Below are 17,403 nucleotides of genomic sequence, written 5' to 3' on the forward strand. Positions count from 1 at the left end.
CAGCCGGTACGTGGACGGTGAGGTCCGCATCACACAGTTCGCGGACAGCCCGCGCACTCCCAAGGTGCACGAGTGGGTCGACTTCCGCTCCGCCGCGCACGCCAGCGCGGTCGGCAAGTGCCTGCTCACCCAGCTCGACCAGAACGGGCGCCGCGACCACCTGGCCCGGCACAAGATCGCCCGGCTCACCTCGAAGACCATCGTGAACGAGCGGATCCTGTTCTCGAAGCTCGACAGCCAGCCGGCCACCGTCCCGGTGCTCGACCTCCAGGAGTACGCCGTCGGAACGGTCTGCGCGGCCGTCCCGATCACCGCCGGGGCCTCCGTCGGCTGCCTGGCCCTGTCGATGCCCGTCGAGCACGCCCACCGACTGCGGGCCGCGGCGGACGCGCTGAACCGGAAGGCCGCGCCGCTGCTGCTGTCGCTCACGCTGTGAAAACGGTGGGCCAGGGGATTACGAGATCGAGGCCGGAAAACACTTCGGGCGGTCACCGGTGAACCGGTGACCGCCCGAAGTACAGGTGCGCCGCCAGGGACTCGAACCCCGGACCCGCTGATTAAGAGTCAGCTGCTCTAACCAACTGAGCTAGCGGCGCCTGACAGAGAAAATACTACCTGGTCCCCGAGGGTGCTCAAAACCAATACCGGGAGCGCCGGCAACGGCCGGGAATCACCAGGATGTGGTCACCTTCACGTCCTGCTCCGTGCGCACCCCGACCGTGCCCCGGTCGCCGAAGACCTCCTGCCGCCAGGCGCCGAAGACCCTGGCCACCCGGCGGGCATCCTCCCCCTCGCCCTTGCCGACCGCCCTGGTGGAGAACGTGATCCACGCCTCATTGGTGCCGGCCGTCTTGCGGATGCGCACCCGCGTGACGCTGCCCGCCGGCATGAAGGTGTCCTCGTCCGTGCGGTGGTGCGCGTAGTAGTCGTTGAAGTCGCGGGTCATGTCGTACCAGCCGTCGACCACCTGGCAGGGCCGCTCGCTGTCGGTGGGCGGCTCGGAGGCCCCGTCGTCCTGGTCGGTCGGCGGGTTCGGCGGACCCGTGTCCTCCTCGGTGGGGACGTTCGGGGCACCGCCCGTCTCCTCCTCCGTGGGGAGGTTCGGGGCACCGCCCGTCTCCTCCTCCGTGGGGAGGTTCGGGGCACCACCCGTCTCCTCCTCGGTGGGGAGGTTGGGCGCGCAGGTCGGCGGGGCCGGGACGCCGCGCGGTGGGGCGGCCGATCGGCCCGCGACGTGCGTCCCGCATGCGGCCAGCAGCGCGCACAGCGCCCCGACCACCACCGACCGGCCGACGGTCGCCGTCGTCTTCCCGTTCATGGCACACCCCCCGTTGTGAGACGGTCGACCGCCCCGGCCGGTTGCCTCAGCCGGCCAGGAGGTCCCGGCGGCCCTGGGCCTCGTACGTCGACAGCAGCGCGCGCAGGGCCTCGCCGTCCAGGGGGCGGTAGTCGTCGGAGCCCGGCGCGCGCCACCAGACCGGTTCGGGGACGAGGAAGCCGGCCCGGCGCAGGGCGACCCGGTGGATCTTGTTGGTCGCCGTGACCGGCAGGGCATCGAGGACACGGACGTAACGGGGGGCCATCTTCGTACCGAGGTCGGGCTGGGCCGCGAGGAAGGCCGAGAAGGCGTCCGGGTCGAAGGCCGCGCCCTCGCGGAGGGCGAGGGCGGCCATCACCTGGTCCCCCGCGACCTCGTCGGGGACCGCGTACACGGCGACCGCCGAGGCGTCGGACCAGCGGGACAGGATGGTCTCGATCACCGCCGCGGCCAGGTTCTCGCTGTCGACCCGCAGCCGGTCGTCGGTGCGGCCCGCGAAGTAGAGGAAGCCCTCGGGGTCGCGGAAGAAGAGGTCCCCGGTCCAGTACCAGCCCTCGCGGGTGCGGGCCGCCTCCGCGTCGGGGTTGCGCCAGTACCCCTCGAAGAGGCTGCGTCCCCGGTTGACGAGTTCGCCTATGGCCTCCTCCCCGTTGAGCAGGCGGCCCCGGCCGTCCAGTCGGGCCGGCGGGCACTCCTTGCCCGTCTCCGGGTCCACGACGGCGAGGTCGTCCCCGGGTGCGGCCCGGCCCAGGGCGGCGGTCGGGGTGTCGGGGGTCCGCTGGACCGAGGCGCCGCCCTCCGTCGCCCCGTAGCCCTCCACGAGGTGGACCCCGAACCGCTCGGCGAAGCGGGCGGCGTCCACCGCGCCGGCCTCGGTGCCGAAGCCCAGGCGCAGGGTGTGGTCGCGGTCGTCGGGGCGCGGCTCGGTGGCCAGGAGGTACTGGACCGCCCGGCCGACGTAGGTGAAGTACGTCGCCCCGTAGGCCCGTACGTCGTCCAGGAAGGCGGTGGCCGAAAAGCGACGGCGCAGCGCGACCGAGGCGCCTCCCGCGAGGGCGGGCAGCCAGTCGGCGATGACGGCGTTGCCGTGGAAGAGGGGCATGCAGACGTAGTGGACGTCGTCCGGGGTGACGCGGAAGGTGCGGGCCAGGGAGGCGCCTGCGGCGGCCAGCCGGCCCTGGCCGCACACGGCCGCCTTCGGGGCGCCGGTGGAGCCGGAGGTGAAGTAGAGGAGGAGGCGGGAGCCGGGACCCGGGCCGCCGCCGAGACGCGCCTCGCCGGGGGTGGCGGCGGCGTAGGGGGCGAGCAGGTCGGCGTACTCCTCCCCACCGGTCACCAGGACGCGCACGCCGGGCAGGTCGAGGCCGCGCAGCAGCGGCAGCTGCGCGGGTTCGGTGACCAGGAGGCGGCAGTCGGTGTGCAGGATGTCGCGGGCCAGCTCGGGGCCGCGCCGGGTGGGGTTGATCCCGGCGACGGCGGCCCCCGCGAGGGCCGCCGCGCCGAGCCAGAAGGGGAACTCGGGGGTGTTGTCGAGCAGCACCCCGATGTGCGGTTCGGCCCCCGGCGGCAGGAGGTCGACGAGCAGCGCGGCGCGCGCGGCGGCCCGCTGGGCGCACTGGTGGTGGGTGAGGACGGTGTGCTCGTACTTCAGCCCGGGCCGGTGGTCGCCCCATTGGCGCGCTATGAGCTCCGCGACGGTTTCGGGTGTCGTCCGCATGCCGCCGGAGATTAGCTGACGTGGCGTCAGAATTGAACGTCCGAGCAGGCGTAGAAGGCCATCGCGGTGTCGTTCACGGTCCAGACCGCGAGGATCATGTGGCGGCCGGTCTTCCCGCTGGGCATGGTGCCCTGGTGGACGGTGGTCATGGCGGGGCGGGCACCGTTGTAGGCGACCGTGAGGAAGGGCTGGGGGTCGAGGGAGGCCCGGGTGAGGGGCTTCTTCGGGTCCCAGCCGTTCTTGGTGACGTAGTACTTGAAGTCGGTGGTGGAGTGGTTGGCGGTGAACTGCCACCGGAAGGAGTAACTCTGGCCGGCGGTCACGTTGGTGGCGGGCCAGGTGCCGCCGCGCGGGTCGTCGAGCTGGGCGAACTCGCTGTGGCCGCCGGAGCAGATCTGGCCGTCGGCGGGGCCGGCGGCCGGGAAGCCCTTGTAGCCCTCGACGCTCTGCGGCTCCCATTGGATGGGACCGCAGTCGGGGACGGCCTTGTTGGCGCAGAGCTTCTGGCGGCTGATCGGGGTGTCGGTGTAGCCGTGGCCGCTGGCGGTGGGGGCGCCGGCGAAGGTGACGGTGGCCAGGATGCCGAGGCCGAGCGCGACGGCGGACCGTTTGGGCATGCGGAGGAGACGCATGATGCTCCTTGGACGTGGGGGGAGTCAGGCGGGAGAGCGTGCGCACGCGGTGGGTGGGGCGCGGTGCGGTGGGGCGCGGTGCGGTGGGGTGGGGTGGGGATGAGGTTCAGGTCTAGACCAAGTTCCAGGTTATTGACGGGAGTTGGCCATGTCCATACCAAAGGGGAAACGGGTGGTCCGGTCGTGACCGGCCACCCGTTCCTCGTTTTCCTTCCGCCCTCGCCGGACGGCTACTGGTCCGCGCGTCCGGTGTAGAAGGCGACGGTCAGGTCCTTCACCAGGGCCTTGCGCTCGTAGTCGTCCAGCTCGACGATCCCGCGTGAGGTGAGCCGGTGCACGGTGTCGTCGACGGCGTCGATGACCGAGGTCAGAACGGTGTCCCGGTGCTTCGCGTCGATGGCCGCGACGCGGCGGCGGCGCATCGCCTCGGCGACATCGGGGGCGTACTCGATGCGGGTGGGCTGGGCGGAGAACACCTCGATCCCGACGGCCTCCGTCTCGGCCGCGACCATCCGGGTCAACGCGTCGCCGACGGCCTCGGCGTCGCGCAGCGTGGGGGCGTCCTCGTGGAACGCGTCGGCGGGCAGCCGGGAAAGGACCCGGGCCATGGCCGATTCCACCTGTTCGGCGAGGTACTCGGTGTGGTCGGCCACCGCGAAGGTGGCTCGGGCCGTGTCCTTGACCTGCCAGACCACTTGGACGACGACCTGGAGGGCGAGACCTCCGGCGTCGACGGCGGGCATCGGTTCGCTGCGCCAGTGGCGCAGCCGTACGTCCACCCGGCGGCGCAGCAGGAGCGGGCTGACCCAGGTGAGCCCGGTCCGCCGGACGGTGCCGCGGTAGCGGCCGAAGAGGGTGAGCACCCAGGCGTGGCCGGCCTTGGCGCGGCCGAGGCCGCCGAGGGCGAGCAGGGTGACGACGCCGAGGAAGGCGAGCGGCGGCCAGGAGGTGGCGGGCAACCCGTGATAGGCGCGGGGGGTCGCCCCGAAGGCGACGGCGAGGACGTCCGGCACGGCGCCGGCCCGCCAGAGCACCGCCGCACAGCCGGTGAGGGCGAGTCCGCCGATACCGACGGCGAACCACCCCGGCAGGACGGGGCCGCGGTGCTCGCGGAGGCCGTCGTCGGCCCGGGGCACGCGGCGGCCGGCGGGTTGCGGCGTGGCGGGGGGCGCGGGGGGTTGCGGCCGACGGGCGGGAGCCGGGGCGGGCGGCCGGACCCGCCCGAGGAACGGAAGGTGTACGGGTACCTCGGTGACGGCGGTCCCGCGCACGGGTTCGACGCGGTCCTCCTCGGTTCCGGGGTCGAGGACGCGGGCGACGGCCCGGCCGACGAGGTCGGCGACGATGCCGGACTTGTGCGGGGCCTGGGGGTGGGGGATGTACGAGCCGGACTCGCCCTGGGCGCGGGCGGCGGGGATGCCGTCCGGGTGCGGGCGCTCGGCCTCGCGGAGCGCGGCGAGCACCCCGTCGCCCTCCGACCGGTCGTGCGGCTCGACGACGCCCGGCACGGCCACCCGACCGCCGCCGGCCTCGGCACACGGGGCCGACCCCGAAGCCGCCGGGGCGGCCGCCGGGTGCGGGGCCGGGGCCGCCGTCCGGGCGTGGGCGGGGGCCGGCTGGGCGTCCGGGGCCGCAGCGGGAGTCGGCTGCGGGACCGGGGCGGGGGCCGGGGCCCCAGGAGTCGGGTGCGGTGTCGGGTTCGGGCCCGGGGTCTGGGCGGAGGTCGGGGCCGCCGTCCGGGCGTGGGCGGGGGCCGGTTGGGCGTCCGGGGCCGCAGCGGGAGTCGGCTGCGGGACCGGGGCCGGGGCCGGGGCGGGGGCGGGGGCCGCAGGAGTCGGGTGCGGTGTCGGGACGGGGGTCGGGTGCGGGCCCGAGGTCTGGGCGGGGGCCCCAGGAGTCGGGACGGGGGTCGGGGCCGCCGTCCGGGCGTGGGCGGGGGCCGGCTGGGCGTCCGGGGCCGCAGCGGCAGTCGGCTGCGGGACCGGGGCGGGGGCCGCAGGAGTCGGGACGGGGGTCGGGGTCGCGGCGGGGGTCGGGTGGGGAGCCGGAGGCCGGACGGAGGGCCGGCTCGGCTGCGCGGCCGGGCCGGTGGCAGGCGTCGGGACCGGCGGCACCGCCCGGACCGGGGGCGAGACGGTGCCCCCGGGAGTCGGGCGCGGGGCCGAGGCCGCCGGGGGTGCGACCGCCTCGGCAGCCGGTCCGGAAGGCGGCGTCGCCGCCGGAGTCGGGGCCTGGGCCTGGGCCTGGGCCTGGGCCTGGGGCGTAACCGAGGCCGGAGCCGGGCTCTGGCTCCGGGCCGGCGCCGGGGAGTAGGCCGGGGCTGTGGCCGCCGACCGGGCGGCGGAAAGGGGCGCGACCCGCTCGGACACCGAAGCCGCCTGCGGCACCCCCACCGACACCGGCTTACCGACCGACACCTGCGGCCGAACCACCGCCGAAACGCCCGACCGGGCGGCGGAAAGGGGCGCGACCCGCTCGGACACCGAAGCCGCCTGCGGCACCGCCGCCCGGCCCGGCTCCGCAGCCGGGCCGTGGCTCCGGCTCGGGAACGCACCCGCCGCCGGGATCGGGCGAGGGCTCGGGGCCGGGGGTGGAGCCGCCGTCGGCTCCGACGTCGAAGCCGCCTGCGGTACCGCCGTCGGAGGGTCGGCCGGGGGTGAGGGCCAGGCCGGGGCGGCGGGTGGTGGCGCCGTCCGGGCAGGGGCGGGCGGGGTGGCCGGGGCAGGGGCCGGGCGGTGCCGGGTGGTCCAGCGCCCCGGGCGCGGGCTCCGGCGCGGGTCGGCCGGCGGCGGCGTCGCGGTCGCCGTCGGCAACGGGGGGACGGGGAAGGTGCCCGTCGTGGTCGTGGTGCGCGTGGGGTACATCGTTGCCTCCGTCATGCGAACAGCCGGCGCCAGGTTTCCGGGCCCGGATAGCCGTTGGCCAAGGCGCCGCGCCAGCCCTGCGCGCGCTGGAACGCCTCGACGTTGCGGCGGTCGGCCTCGCTCCAGACGGGGCCCGGGCCGGACGTGTAGTGCTTGCCGAACCCCTTCTCCACCAACCGGCGGCCGAGGGCCGCGACACCCGGGCCGGACTGCCCCGGCCGGAAGGCCGCCGGTCCCGGGTAGGCGGGGTGGCCGCCGGGGCCCGGCGCGGCGTCGGGAAGGGGCACGATGTCGTTGCCCTGCTTCTCCACCAGCAGCCGCCAGGTGTGGGCGCCGGGGATGCCGTCGGCTTCGGCACCCGTCCAGCCCTGGGCCGTCTGGAAGGCCCGGGTTGCCAGCCGGTCGGACTCGCTCCACTTCGTGCTCGGGCCCTTGGGGTAGAAGCGGCGCCCGCCCCGGTCGATCAGCATCCGGCCCAGGCGGGCCACGTACTCGTTGTTCGCCCCCGGCCCGAACATCCCCGCTCCGGGGAAGGTGGAGGGGGCCGTCGGCTTGGGGTCGGTCCCCGGCCCGTCCGGCAGGAGCCCGCCGGTCACGCCGGTGAAGCGGTACGGGAGGTACTTCGTCGCGTTGTTCCAGTACCCGTACGGGGTGGCCAGCGTGCGGGTCGTCGGGCGCGTCTGCTCGTAGGCGATGTAGTGCGTGCGCGTCTCGTCGACCCAGCCGCCGAAGAGGGTGACGTGCGAGCCGTTGTTGGGGTCGGAGGGGTTGTGGAAGAGGAGCATGTCGCCGGGCAGCAACTGCTCCTTGGTGATCTTCTTGGCGAACTTGTCGAGGCTGCCGGTCCATTCGTTGGAGCCGAGGTTCCAAGCCATCGAGACGAAGCCCGAACAGTCCTGTCGGTACCCGTCCGACCAGTAGTCGGACATGCTGTACGGGACCTGCTCCTCCACCCACACCTTCGCCCGGTTGATGATCGTCGTCCGGTCGATCCGCCGCACCGCCGTGGGTGCGCCCGGCAGGCCCGGCGGCTTGGCGGGGGACCCCTTCGGCCCGTGCAGCGGGGCCCGTCCGCCCTGCGGGGATCCCGGACCGTCCGCCGTCCCGGCCCCGGACCCGACCGGCTTCGCGTGTCCCGGACGGTCGGGCTTCCCGTGACCCGGACCGTCCGGCTTCGTGTGTACCGTCCCACCCGGCTTCGCGTGTCCCGGCGGCGTCGGCTTCACCGGCCCCGGGCCGGGCACCGGGCGCGCCGTCGCCAGGGCGGTCGCGCCGCCACCGCTCAGCACCACACCGGCCGCCGTGGCCAGGACCAGCGCGCGGCGGGCGCCGCGCACGGCGGGGTGTCCGCCGTCCCGGAGCGGTATGGCCCGCCCGCGGGCGAGGGCGCGCCGGCGCTGTACGCAGCCCACGCAGACACAGTCGCCCGCGGGCTCATACTCCTCGAAGACCGGCATCGGCATCGGCATCGGCATCGATGGCGCCATCTGCACATGCACCGGAGGCTGCGTCGTCATGCGTTCCGTCCACTCCCCTTGCTCGTCCACTCGTCCGGCCGGGCACGCGTCTGGCGGGGCATCAGATTCGGCTTCGGCTCGGCCCAGACATATCGTGCACGACAAACCCCTCAAACATGGGTTAATCGGACAGCGCGGGCGCGGCTGGTCCTGAGCACTCCCACAGGTGGGGTAGAGTTTTCCCTGTCAGCAAGCGCCGCTAGCTCAGTTGGTTAGAGCAGCTGACTCTTAATCAGCGGGTCCGGGGTTCGAGTCCCTGGCGGCGCACAGACGGAAGAAGCCCCCGCAGCGAAAGCTGCGGGGGCTTCTTCGTTCGCGTCCCTCACACCGCCGTACCGGGTCTGGTCCGCACGCCCGTCAGGTAGGCGGAGACGACCACGTTCGCCGAGTATTCCTTGGCCGTCTTGTCGTACGTCCCGCCGCAGGTCACCAGCCGCAGCTCGGCGCGTCCCGGCACCTTCGGGCCGTACGCCTTCTGCGGGTCGAATCCGGCCCGCTCGTGGACCCGTACGTCCTCGACCGTGAACTCGGCCACCGAGCCGTCCGCCCGGACCACGCCGACCTTGTCCCCCCGCCGCACCGTGCTCAATCCGTAGAACACCGCCGGCTTCGCCCGCGTGTCCACGTGGCCCACCAGCAGGGCGGTCCCGGCCTTGCCGGGCTGGGGGCCGCCGCTCCACCAGCCGACCGTACCCGGGTTCTCGTACGGGGGCGGCTCGATCGCCCCCTCGCGGTCGAGGCCGCGCGTGATCACCGGCGCCTGGATGCCCAGGGACGGTACGTCGAGCCGCGCAGGCGGGGCCGCCGCAAGCGGGGCGTGCGCCACGGGCAGGCCGGGAGCCGCCGCCCCGCCGCCCCCGGCCTGCCCCGCGGGCGGTGCGGGAACTCCGGTGATCTCCCGCCCCCACAGCCACAGCCCGAGCACCAGCACCGTCCACGCGGCGAACGTCAGCAGGCGGGGGCCGCCGGAGCCGCGGGGCTCCTCGCTCACCGGCGGGCCCTCACTCGCCGCTGCGACGGCGGCGCAGCGCCAGCGCCCTGCCCGCGACAGCGAGGGTGGCGACGGCGGCGAGGACGGCGCCGATCACCGTCTGGGGCAGCCCCGGGCCGTCGCCGCCGTGGTTCTTCTTCGCGGGCGCGGCGGCCAACTCGGTCGTCTTGGCGACCTCGGCGGCCATCGCGCCACCGCCCGCGTGGACCGGCCAGACAGGCGAGTGGTGCGGGTCCGGGTGGTGCCGCTCGCGGATGCGGAGGGAGCCGCTGACCCGGTCGTCGCGGCCGTCGCACTTGACGCGGATCTCGTGCGAGCCGGGCTGGGCGTGTGAGGCGATGAGCGCGTCGCCCCACAGGGCGTGGCGGTCGTCGTGTCCGGAGGACAGGTGGACCTCGGAGACGAAGACGGAGGATCTGGCCGACGCCCAGCCGCCGTCGCAGCCCCGCACCTCCAGCTTGACCAGGTCGCCCGGCTCGGCGGGGTCGGGCCGGACCGAGACGCCGCCGCGACCCCAGTCCTCGGCGACGGCCGCGGGCGTGGTCACCGCCGTGAGGGCCGTCAGGGCGACGGCCACCCCGGTGACACGGAGAGCGATCAGAGCACTGCGCATGGTGAACCTCCTCAACAAGGAGATTCACGCGCGGCGCGCCGCTCCGCATCCGGAGCGGCGCGCCCTTGGACCGTACGTGTCAGCCGTACGAGTCAGCCGTACGCGCCGAGCGGTGCCCTCCTCCGGGCGCCTAGACGAGATCGACGAGGTCGGCGATGGAGTCGACCGTCTTGGTGGGGCGGTAGGGAAACTTCTCGGTGTCCTCGATCGTGGTCAGGCCGGTCAGGACGAGGAAGGTCTGCATGCCCGCCTCCAGGCCGGCGAGTACGTCGGTGTCCATCCGGTCGCCGATCATGGCGCTGGTCTCGGAGTGCGCGCCGATGGCGTTCAGACCGGTCCGCATCATCAGCGGGTTGGGCTTGCCCGCGAAGTACGGCTGCTTGCCGGTCGCCTTGGTGATCAGCGCGGCGACGGCGCCGGTGGCGGGCAGCGGGCCCTCGATGGAGGGGCCGGTCTCGTCGGGGTTGGTGCAGATGAAGCGGGCGCCGCCGTTGATGAGGCGGACGGCCTTGGTCATCGCCTCGAAGCTGTAGGTGCGGGTCTCGCCGAGGACCACGTAGTCGGGCTCGTGGTCGGTCAGGATGTAACCGATGTCGTGCAGGGCGGTGGTGAGGCCGGCCTCGCCGATGACGTAGGCCGTGCCGCCCGGGCGCTGGTCGTCGAGGAACTTGGCGGTGGCGAGCGCCGAGGTCCAGATGTTCTCGACGGGGACGTGCAGGCCCATCCGGTTGAGGCGGGCGTGCAGGTCGCGCGGGGTGTAGATGGAGTTGTTGGTCAGCACCAGGAAGGGCTTGCCGGAGTCGCGCAGCCGCTTGATGAAGGCATCGGCGCCGGGGATCGGGGTGCCCTCGTGGATGAGGACTCCGTCCATGTCGGTGAGCCAGGATTCGATCGGCTTGCGCTCTGCCACGGGACTGTTCTCCGCTCTGCGGTGCCTCTGACCTCGGGGGCCTCCGGTCTGTACCACCCTAACGGGGACGGGCCGTGGGCGCGGGGCGCGTCCACGGCCCGGACAGGGACGGGGAGATACCAGTTGTCGGTGCCGCTGTAGCGGAAGCGGACGCGGCGCCGGGAGGCGACCGCTCAGCCGCCGGTGGCCGACTTCCACGCGTCGACGTAGCCCGCGAGGTTCCTGTCGATGTCCGCCCAGTCCGGCTCGAAGATCTCGACACCCGTCATGATCGCGGCGAGGTCGACGGCGTTGGCGTCGGTGGGCTTGACGTCGGTGCGAGCCGGAAAGCCGCCGCCGACCCCGCTGACCAGCTTCTGGGCATCCTCGCTCAGCAGGTCGTCGAGGAGCTTCTTGCCGTTTTCGCTGTGCGGGGCCTTGTCGACCAGACCGGCCGCGTACGGGAGGGCGAAGGTGGTCGGCTTGCCGCCGTCCTTGGCCGGGAACCAGATGCCGAGGTTCGGCATCGACTTGGACTGCGCGAAGTTCATCTGCACGTCGCCGTTGGCGACGAGCAACTCGCCCTTGTCGGTCTTGGGCGCGAGCTTGCTGGTCGAGGACGACGGGCCGACGTTGTTGGCCTGGAGCTTCTTCAGGTACTCCATCGCCGGCTCCTTGCCGCCGAAGTCGTGCATCGCCTTGACGAGCACTGCGGTGCCGTCGCCCGCGACGCCTGGGGTGGAGTACTGGAGCTTGCCCTTGTATGTGGCGTCGAGCAGTTCCTCCCAGGTCTTGGGGGCGCCCCTCAGCTCCTTCTTGTCGTAGACGAAGCCGAAGTAGTTGTTCACCACCGGGGTCCACGTGCCGTCGGTGGCCTTGTCGCCGCCGTTGACCTCGTCGGAGCCCTGCGGCTTGTACGGCTGGAGCAGGCCCTTGCCGTCGGCCTGTTGGATGAAGGACGGCAGGGTGACGAGGACGTCCGCCTGGGTGTTGGTCTTCTCGCGCAGGGCCCGCCCTGATGTTCCACCCTGGGACTGTACGTGGGCCGGGTGTACGTCAGCCTTCGGCGCGGGATTGCGCGCGGGACCGGAGCCTGCGGGCGCCGAACAACAGCGTGCCACCGGTGGCGAGGGTGGCGACGGCGGCCGCGGCGGAAACCCAGGGGCGGGGGCCGGTGTGGGCGAGCGAGCCCGCCTCCCCGACGGCCTCGTCCTCCGGCCCCTCGACGGAGAACCGGTAGCCGCCCGCCTCGCCGACCCACTCCCCGTCGTCGCCCTTGCGCCGGACGACGGCGGCGTCGGCGAGGACCTCGCCCTGGGGGGCGTCGGGGGCGAAGGCGAGCGAGACCCGGACGGTACGGGAGCCGCCGGCGCCGATGGTGAACCCGGGGAACGCCGCGCCGCCGTCGAACACGGCGATGATCTCGTCGCGGTCGCTGCGCTCCAGGGTGACGGCGTGGGGGCCGTCGGGGGTGTCGAAGTCCATCCGGAGGTGGGCGGGCCGCAGGGTGCGCGCCTTGTCGGTGAAGACGACGACGGGGTGGATGGCGGTGCATGCGCCGGCGGTGGTGTTGGTCAGGTCCAGGAACCACGTCTGGGGTCCGCCGCCGGCGCGGTAGACGGCCGGGCCGCCGCGGATGCGGGCACCGATGGGGAAGGCGCTGCTCTTGGCGTCCCCGCAGGTGGCCTTCGCGCGCGAGGGCAGCGCGGGAGCGGGGACCGGGCGGGCGCCGCCGCCGTTGCCGATGTCGGCGGCCGCGGGCCCGGGTGCGAGCAGGCAGAGGACCACGGCGGCCAGCAGGGCGGGAGGGGCAAGGGCTTCGCGCAGTCGCATGGAGGACCTTCGCAGCTCGCCGGACGGAAACGTTGATCATCGGACGAGGCGACAATCACCCCGCCCCGCCCGGCACTCTCCCACGCCCCCACCCCGACGCTGCCGGGAGGCACGCGCGAAGCCTCCCCTTTACGCCTGATCGGACGCCAAGCCGGCCCCGCCGGCGTTTGAGGCGCGGGGTCTGGGGCGGAGCCGCAGGAAGACCGGCGCAGCCGGGGCCGCGCGGGGCGCCCCCTCAAAGCCGCCGCCCGAACATCGGCCCCAGAACCAGCTCCGCCGCCCCCTCCGCCACCCCGGCCCGCGCCACGCCCACCACCGGTGCGCCCCCCGTCCGCCGCCGCGCCAGCACGGCCCGGACCCCTTCCACGAACGCCTCCGGCTCCGCCTCCACCACCCGCCCGCCCAGCAGCACCCGGTCCACGTCCAGCAGCGCGACCACGTTCGCCGCCCCCTCCCCCAGCACCCGCGCGGCTCCCGCCAGGTCCCCCCGCTCCAGCGCCGCGAGGCACAGCGCCTCGGCGCAGCCCCGCCCCCCGCACCGGCACGGCGGTCCGTCCAGCTCCAGCACCTGGTGGCCGAACTCCCCCGCCAGCGAGCGGGGTCCCCGGAACACCGCGCCGTCCAGCCGCAGCCCCGCCCCCAGACCGGTCCCGAGGTGCAGGTACACACAGTTGCCCGCCTCGTGCCCGGCCGCCGCGGCGACCCCCGCGTTCGTGTCCTTGTCCACCACCACCGCCAACGTCCCCGCCCCCGCCACCGCCCCCGGCAGGGCCGCCGCCAGCGCCTCCCGCAGCGGGAACCCCTCCCACTCCGGGAACCCGGTCACCCTCCCCGGCACCCCGTCCCGCCAGTCCAGCGGACCGGGCGCCGCCACGCCCACCCCGAGCAGCGGCGCCCCCGCCCCGCCCGGGTCGGAGACCCGTACGACCGCCCGCAGCACCGCCGCCACCGCCGCGTCCGGCCCCGCCGCGAAGTCCAGCGGGCCGCGCCGGCGTGCGACGACGCCTCCCGTCAGGTCGACCCGTACGGCGGTCAGCTCGTCGCGGTCCAGGTGTACGCCGACCGCGTGCCGGGCGTCCGGCACCAGCCGCAGCAGGGTCCGCGGCTTGCCTCCCGTGGACGCGCCCCGGCCGGCCTCGGTCACCAGCCCCTCCCCCGCCAGCCGCGCCGTGATCTTGCTGACGGCCTGCGGGGTGAGCCCCGTACGGTCGGCGAGGTCGGCGCGGCCCAGTCCGCCAGATCCCGCACCGCGCAACAGACCGAGGAGCAGCGCCTCGTTGTGCCCGCGCACCGCCGGCAGGTTCACCCCGCCCCGGCCCCCGCCCGGGCATTCGCCCCGGCCCTCGCCGTCCCGATTGCCCCGGTTCACCCCGCCGCCTCTCCTTGCACTTACACAACACTGTTGCCAAAGTATGACCCATGCCCCTCAACGTCACCTCCCCCCTCCGTGTCGGACTCGTCGGCTACGGACTGGCCGGTTCCGTCTTCCACGCCCCCCTCGTCACCGCCACCGAAGGGCTGGTTCTCGACGCGGTCGTGACCTCCGACCCCGACCGCCGGGCCCGAGCGCGCGAGGCGTACCCCGACATCCGGATCGCCGACTCCGCGGCCGAACTCTGGGAAGGCGGGGCCGGAGCCGACCCCGTCGACCTCGTCGTCATCGCCTCCCCCAACAAGACGCACGTCCCGCTGGCCCGGGCCGCCCTCACCGCCGGGGTACCCGTCGTCGTCGACAAGCCGCCGGCCGCCACCGCCGCCGAGGCGGAGGAACTCGCCGCGCTCGCCGAGCGGACCGACACCTTCCTGTCCGTCTTCCAGAACCGCCGCTGGGACAACGACTTCCTCACCCTGCGCCGGCTCCTCGCCGACGGCGAGCTCGGCGACGTCCAGCGTTTCGAGTCACGCTTCGAGCGCTGGCGGCCGCAGCTCAAGGGCGGCTGGCGGGAATCGGGGGCGCCGGAGGAGATCGGCGGGCTGCTCTACGACCTCGGCAGCCATGTGGTCGACCAGGCGCTGGTCCTCTTCGGTCCGGCCGTACGGGTCTACGCGGAGACCGACGTGCGCCGTGCGGGCGCGGAGGCGGACGACGACACCTTCATCGCGATCACACACGCGGGCGGCGTCCGCTCGCACCTGTACGTCAGCGCGACCACCGCCCAACTCGGTCCGCGCTTTCGCGTGCTCGGCTCGCGCGCCGGCTACGTCAAGTACGGCCTGGACCCGCAGGAGGCCGCGCTGCGCGAGGGACTGCGGCCGGGTGCGGGCGACGACAAGGCGTGGGGCGTGGAGCCCGAGCACCTGTGGGGCCGACTGGGAGCGGGGGAATCGCCGCTGACCGGCGGCGGAGCCCCGGTGCCGACCGCGCCGGGCGACTATCCGGCGTACTACGCGGCGGTGGCCGCCGCCCTGCGAGAGGGCGGACCGGCCCCGGTGACGGCGCGTGAGGCGGCGCACTGCCTGGCGGTGCTGGAGGCGGCCCGCCGGTCCTCGCGCGAGGGTGTCACGGTGTCGCTCGCGCCCGCCGACCCGGCCCGGGAACGGCCGAGCGGTCGGCGCAGGAGCGGCTGAGCGGCAGGCGTAAGGACTCTCGGCGCGGGACTGCCGGGACGAGAGCCGTCGGCGTGGGCCGGGCGGCCTCGGACAACGGCCCGGGCCGGCAGGCGGGAGGGGCGGGCCGCCCCCCGGAGGTCCGCCCCTCCCGCGCCGCCGACCGGGCCGCCGGTTCGGGTTACGCGCCCTTGAACTCCTGGCGCTGCCGCCCGAGGCCGTCGATCTCGACCTCCACGACGTCACCGGCGCGGAGGTACGGCTTGGGCTCCGGCTGCCCCATGGCCACGCCCGCCGGGGTGCCCGTGACGATGACGTCACCGGGGTAGAGGGTCATGAACTGGCTCAGGTACCGGACGACCTCGCCGACCGGGAAGATCTGGTCCGAGGTGTTGCCGTCCTGCCTGAGCTCGCCGTTGACCCAGAGCCGGACGCCGAGCACCTGCGGGTCGGGGACCTCGTCGGCGGTCACCAGCCAGGGGCCGAGCGGGGTGAACGTCTCGCAGTTCTTGCCCTTGTCCCAGGTACCGCCGCGCTCCGTCTGGAACTCGCGCTCCGACACGTCGTTGACGAGCGTGTACCCGCCCACGTGCGCCAGTCCCTCCTCGGCGGAGGCGAGGTAGCGGGCGGTGGCGCCGATGACGACGCCCAGTTCGGCCTCCCAGTCCGTCTTCACGCTGCCGCGCGGGATCAGGACGGTGTCGTCCGGGCCGACGACCGTGTCCGGCGCCTTGAGGAACAGGATCGGTTCCGCCGGCGGCTCGGCGCCGATCTCGGCGGCGTGCCCGAAGTAGTTCAGTCCGATGCCCACGACCTTGCCGATGCGGCCGATCGGCGACCCCACGCGCAGCCCTTCCGCGTCGAGCGCGGGGAGTCCCCCGGGCGCCGCCGCCGCGTCCCGCACCCGGGACAGCGCGGAGTCGTCGGCGAGGAGCGCGCCGTCCACATCCGTGATCAGCCCGGACAGGTCCCGAAGGGTTCCGTCCTGGTCGAGCAGCGCGGGGCGCTCCGACCCGACGGGTCCTACACGCAGCAGCTTCATGGGCATTCTCCCGTGGTCGAGGGTGGTCGGCCCATGGGCATGCCCCGGGCCGGACGATGGGTTGCGGCCATCGGAGGATTGGCCGATCCTCCAAGATGTCCGGCCAATCCGCAAGACCCTGTTCACGGACTGGAACGCCACCCTCCCATCAGCCCCGCGCCACCGCCCAGCGTCACCCGCCCACCGTCACCCGTCACCCGCTCCCTCAGCCGCGCTCCGGCGCCGGGCGCCGTTGCAGCCAGGCCCGCTCGGCGACCGACCAGGCGGTGGTGGTCAGCAGGTAGAGCCCGGCGGCGAGCGGTACCACGGCGGCGGTGATCAGCGTCCCGAACGACAGCAGGGGCAATACGCCGCCCAGCTTCCGCATCGCCGCCTGCTGCTCGGTGGTCAACGCCGCCGCGCCGCCGCCCGGCAGCCCCCGGCCCACGACCGCGGCCTTCGCGCCGGCCCCGCCCCCACCACCGGCCCCGCCCCCACCACCGGTCCCGACCCCGGCGTCGGAGGCCAGTGCCGCCCGACGTCCGCGGACCGCGCTCCAGGCCGCCACGGCCGCGATCGCCGCGAACAGGCCGAGGAACACCAACCCCGGCGCCCCGAACACCCCGCCCTCGCCCAGTGCGTCTGCCCACCGGTCCCCCAGGGGTGCGGCGAGCAGCCGGTGCGCCAGCAGTTCGTTGGCCGCGCCGCCGATGTCCGAGGAGGAGAAGGCGCGGTACATGACGTAGAACACCGGCAGCTGCAGCAGCGCGGGCAAGCAGCCGGCCATCGGTGTCGCGCCGCGCGCGGCCGCCCGACTCAGCGGGTGCAGCGTGAGGCGTACGAGCACGGTGAACAGCACGATCGCCACAGCGGTCGCGGACTCGGCCAGCACCGGCTCCAACAGCCGGCCCAGCTGGGCAACAAGGTGGGTGAAAACGGACACGCGGGCCCTCCGAGGGGTCTCGTCAAACGTCGAAAGTGATGCGTTTCGGCGTGACGACCCGCGAGGGGCGACGACAGATGATCAGTGAGCGGAAAGCAAGCGCCACCGGCCCGGGCCGACCGGCCCGGTCCTGTTCTGCGCGCCCCTACGCGGCCGTCGGGACGAGGCGGCCGGGTGCCCTGGGCCGCGACCGGCCGGATGCGTCGGGATCACGCTGCGGCAGGAACGCCGTGCGCTGCTCGCGATCACGGATCGCGGTCCGTATTCGGTGCGGCGGCACGAGCCGGACACGGCCCGCCGCCAGGGCGGCGGCGCCGACCGCGACGACCGCCGCGAGGACCACCACCACGGCGGCCGGCCCGCTCTCCCCGAGCAGCAGCCCCAGGAAGCCTCCGAGCAGCAGGGTGACGCACAGCTCGACGAACCGCCCGACCATGCCGCCCACCCCCTTCCACTGCCGACCCACCCGTAAGAATTCCCGCACGAACTCCCGTACCACTGACAACGCCCCGGCTCAC

The 17,403-nt window shown here is 74.4% G+C and carries 16 protein-coding genes and 2 tRNA genes; 3 read left to right on the forward strand and 15 right to left on the reverse strand.

The features are described 5' to 3' along the window. Positions 1-436, forward strand: a 436-nt coding sequence (locus ABZ934_RS20860; RefSeq protein WP_361315231.1) for an IclR family transcriptional regulator C-terminal domain-containing protein, incomplete at its 5' end; no start/stop codon positions are given. A gap of 86 nt (positions 437-522) precedes the next feature. Here ABZ934_RS20860 and ABZ934_RS20865 read toward each other — a convergent pair. From ABZ934_RS20865 to ABZ934_RS20890, 6 genes are all read right to left on the reverse strand, one after another. Then, a tRNA-Lys gene (locus ABZ934_RS20865) sits at positions 523-596 on the reverse strand. Between the two features lie 74 nt (positions 597-670). After that, positions 671-1,318 carry a hypothetical protein gene (locus ABZ934_RS20870; protein ID WP_361315233.1) on the reverse strand — a complete coding sequence of 216 codons (648 nt, stop codon included), beginning with the start codon at positions 1,316-1,318 and terminating at the stop codon, positions 671-673. 46 nt (positions 1,319-1,364) lie between these two features. After that, on the reverse strand, positions 1,365-3,035 hold the full coding sequence (locus ABZ934_RS20875) for an AMP-binding protein (protein WP_361315235.1): 1,671 nt from the start codon (positions 3,033-3,035) through the stop codon (positions 1,365-1,367). 26 nt (positions 3,036-3,061) lie between these two features. Then, entirely contained in the window at positions 3,062-3,667 is a 606-nt protein-coding gene (locus ABZ934_RS20880) for a lytic polysaccharide monooxygenase auxiliary activity family 9 protein (protein ID WP_361315237.1), read from the reverse strand. Between the two features lie 230 nt (positions 3,668-3,897). Continuing rightward, complete coding sequence (locus tag ABZ934_RS20885) at positions 3,898-5,181, reverse strand: SPFH domain-containing protein (RefSeq protein WP_361315239.1); 1,284 nt, start codon at positions 5,179-5,181, stop codon at positions 3,898-3,900. Positions 5,182-6,542: 1,361 nt separating this feature from the next. Continuing rightward, a complete protein-coding gene (locus ABZ934_RS20890) occupies positions 6,543-7,994 on the reverse strand; it encodes a peptidoglycan-binding protein (RefSeq protein WP_361315510.1) in 1,452 nt (483 codons plus the stop codon). Positions 7,995-8,241: 247 nt separating this feature from the next. Between ABZ934_RS20890 and ABZ934_RS20895 the strand changes: the two genes are divergently transcribed. Beyond that, a tRNA-Lys gene (locus ABZ934_RS20895) sits at positions 8,242-8,315 on the forward strand. 55 nt (positions 8,316-8,370) lie between these two features. On the opposite strand, the gene ABZ934_RS20900 is transcribed toward ABZ934_RS20895, so the two are convergent. The 6 genes from ABZ934_RS20900 to ABZ934_RS20925 form a co-directional block, all read right to left on the reverse strand. Next, positions 8,371-9,039: a class F sortase gene (locus ABZ934_RS20900; protein ID WP_361315242.1), complete on the reverse strand. Its 669-nt coding sequence runs from the start codon at positions 9,037-9,039 to the stop codon at positions 8,371-8,373. Positions 9,040-9,049: 10 nt separating this feature from the next. Beyond that, positions 9,050-9,652, reverse strand: coding sequence for a hypothetical protein (locus tag ABZ934_RS20905; protein ID WP_361315245.1), 603 nt, complete (start codon positions 9,650-9,652; stop codon positions 9,050-9,052). Between the two features lie 130 nt (positions 9,653-9,782). Continuing rightward, positions 9,783-10,562: an HAD-IIA family hydrolase gene (locus ABZ934_RS20910; RefSeq protein WP_361315247.1), complete on the reverse strand. Its 780-nt coding sequence runs from the start codon at positions 10,560-10,562 to the stop codon at positions 9,783-9,785. 173 nt (positions 10,563-10,735) lie between these two features. Then, positions 10,736-11,662 carry a 2-aminoethylphosphonate ABC transporter substrate-binding protein gene (locus ABZ934_RS20915; protein WP_361315249.1) on the reverse strand — a complete coding sequence of 309 codons (927 nt, stop codon included), beginning with the start codon at positions 11,660-11,662 and terminating at the stop codon, positions 10,736-10,738. Next, the gene (locus ABZ934_RS20920; protein WP_361315252.1) at positions 11,598-12,374 is read right to left on the reverse strand and encodes a hypothetical protein; all 777 of its coding nucleotides are present in this window, start codon (positions 12,372-12,374) and stop codon (positions 11,598-11,600) included. Before ABZ934_RS20920 ends, ABZ934_RS20915 begins: the two co-directional genes overlap by 65 nt. Before the next feature lie 235 nt (positions 12,375-12,609). Then, entirely contained in the window at positions 12,610-13,743 is a 1,134-nt protein-coding gene (locus ABZ934_RS20925; protein ID WP_361315254.1) for an ROK family transcriptional regulator, read from the reverse strand. 50 nt (positions 13,744-13,793) lie between these two features. On the opposite strand from ABZ934_RS20925, the gene ABZ934_RS20930 reads away from it, so the two are divergent. Next, complete coding sequence (locus ABZ934_RS20930; RefSeq protein WP_361315257.1) at positions 13,794-14,942, forward strand: Gfo/Idh/MocA family oxidoreductase; 1,149 nt, start codon at positions 13,794-13,796, stop codon at positions 14,940-14,942. Positions 14,943-15,102: 160 nt separating this feature from the next. Here ABZ934_RS20930 and ABZ934_RS20935 read toward each other — a convergent pair whose 3' ends face one another. From ABZ934_RS20935 to ABZ934_RS20945, 3 genes are all read right to left on the reverse strand, one after another. After that, positions 15,103-15,963, reverse strand: coding sequence for a fumarylacetoacetate hydrolase family protein (locus tag ABZ934_RS20935; RefSeq protein WP_361315260.1), 861 nt, complete (start codon positions 15,961-15,963; stop codon positions 15,103-15,105). Between the two features lie 205 nt (positions 15,964-16,168). Further along, positions 16,169-16,885 carry a YidC/Oxa1 family membrane protein insertase gene (locus tag ABZ934_RS20940; protein ID WP_361315263.1) on the reverse strand — a complete coding sequence of 239 codons (717 nt, stop codon included), beginning with the start codon at positions 16,883-16,885 and terminating at the stop codon, positions 16,169-16,171. Positions 16,886-17,030: 145 nt separating this feature from the next. Further along, positions 17,031-17,321: a DUF6412 domain-containing protein gene (locus ABZ934_RS20945; RefSeq protein ID WP_361315513.1), complete on the reverse strand. Its 291-nt coding sequence runs from the start codon at positions 17,319-17,321 to the stop codon at positions 17,031-17,033. Positions 17,322-17,403: the final 82 nt, after the last annotated feature.

The organism is Streptomyces sp. NPDC046557 (assembly GCF_040645975.1).
Lineage (GTDB): Bacteria > Actinomycetota > Actinomycetes > Streptomycetales > Streptomycetaceae > Streptomyces.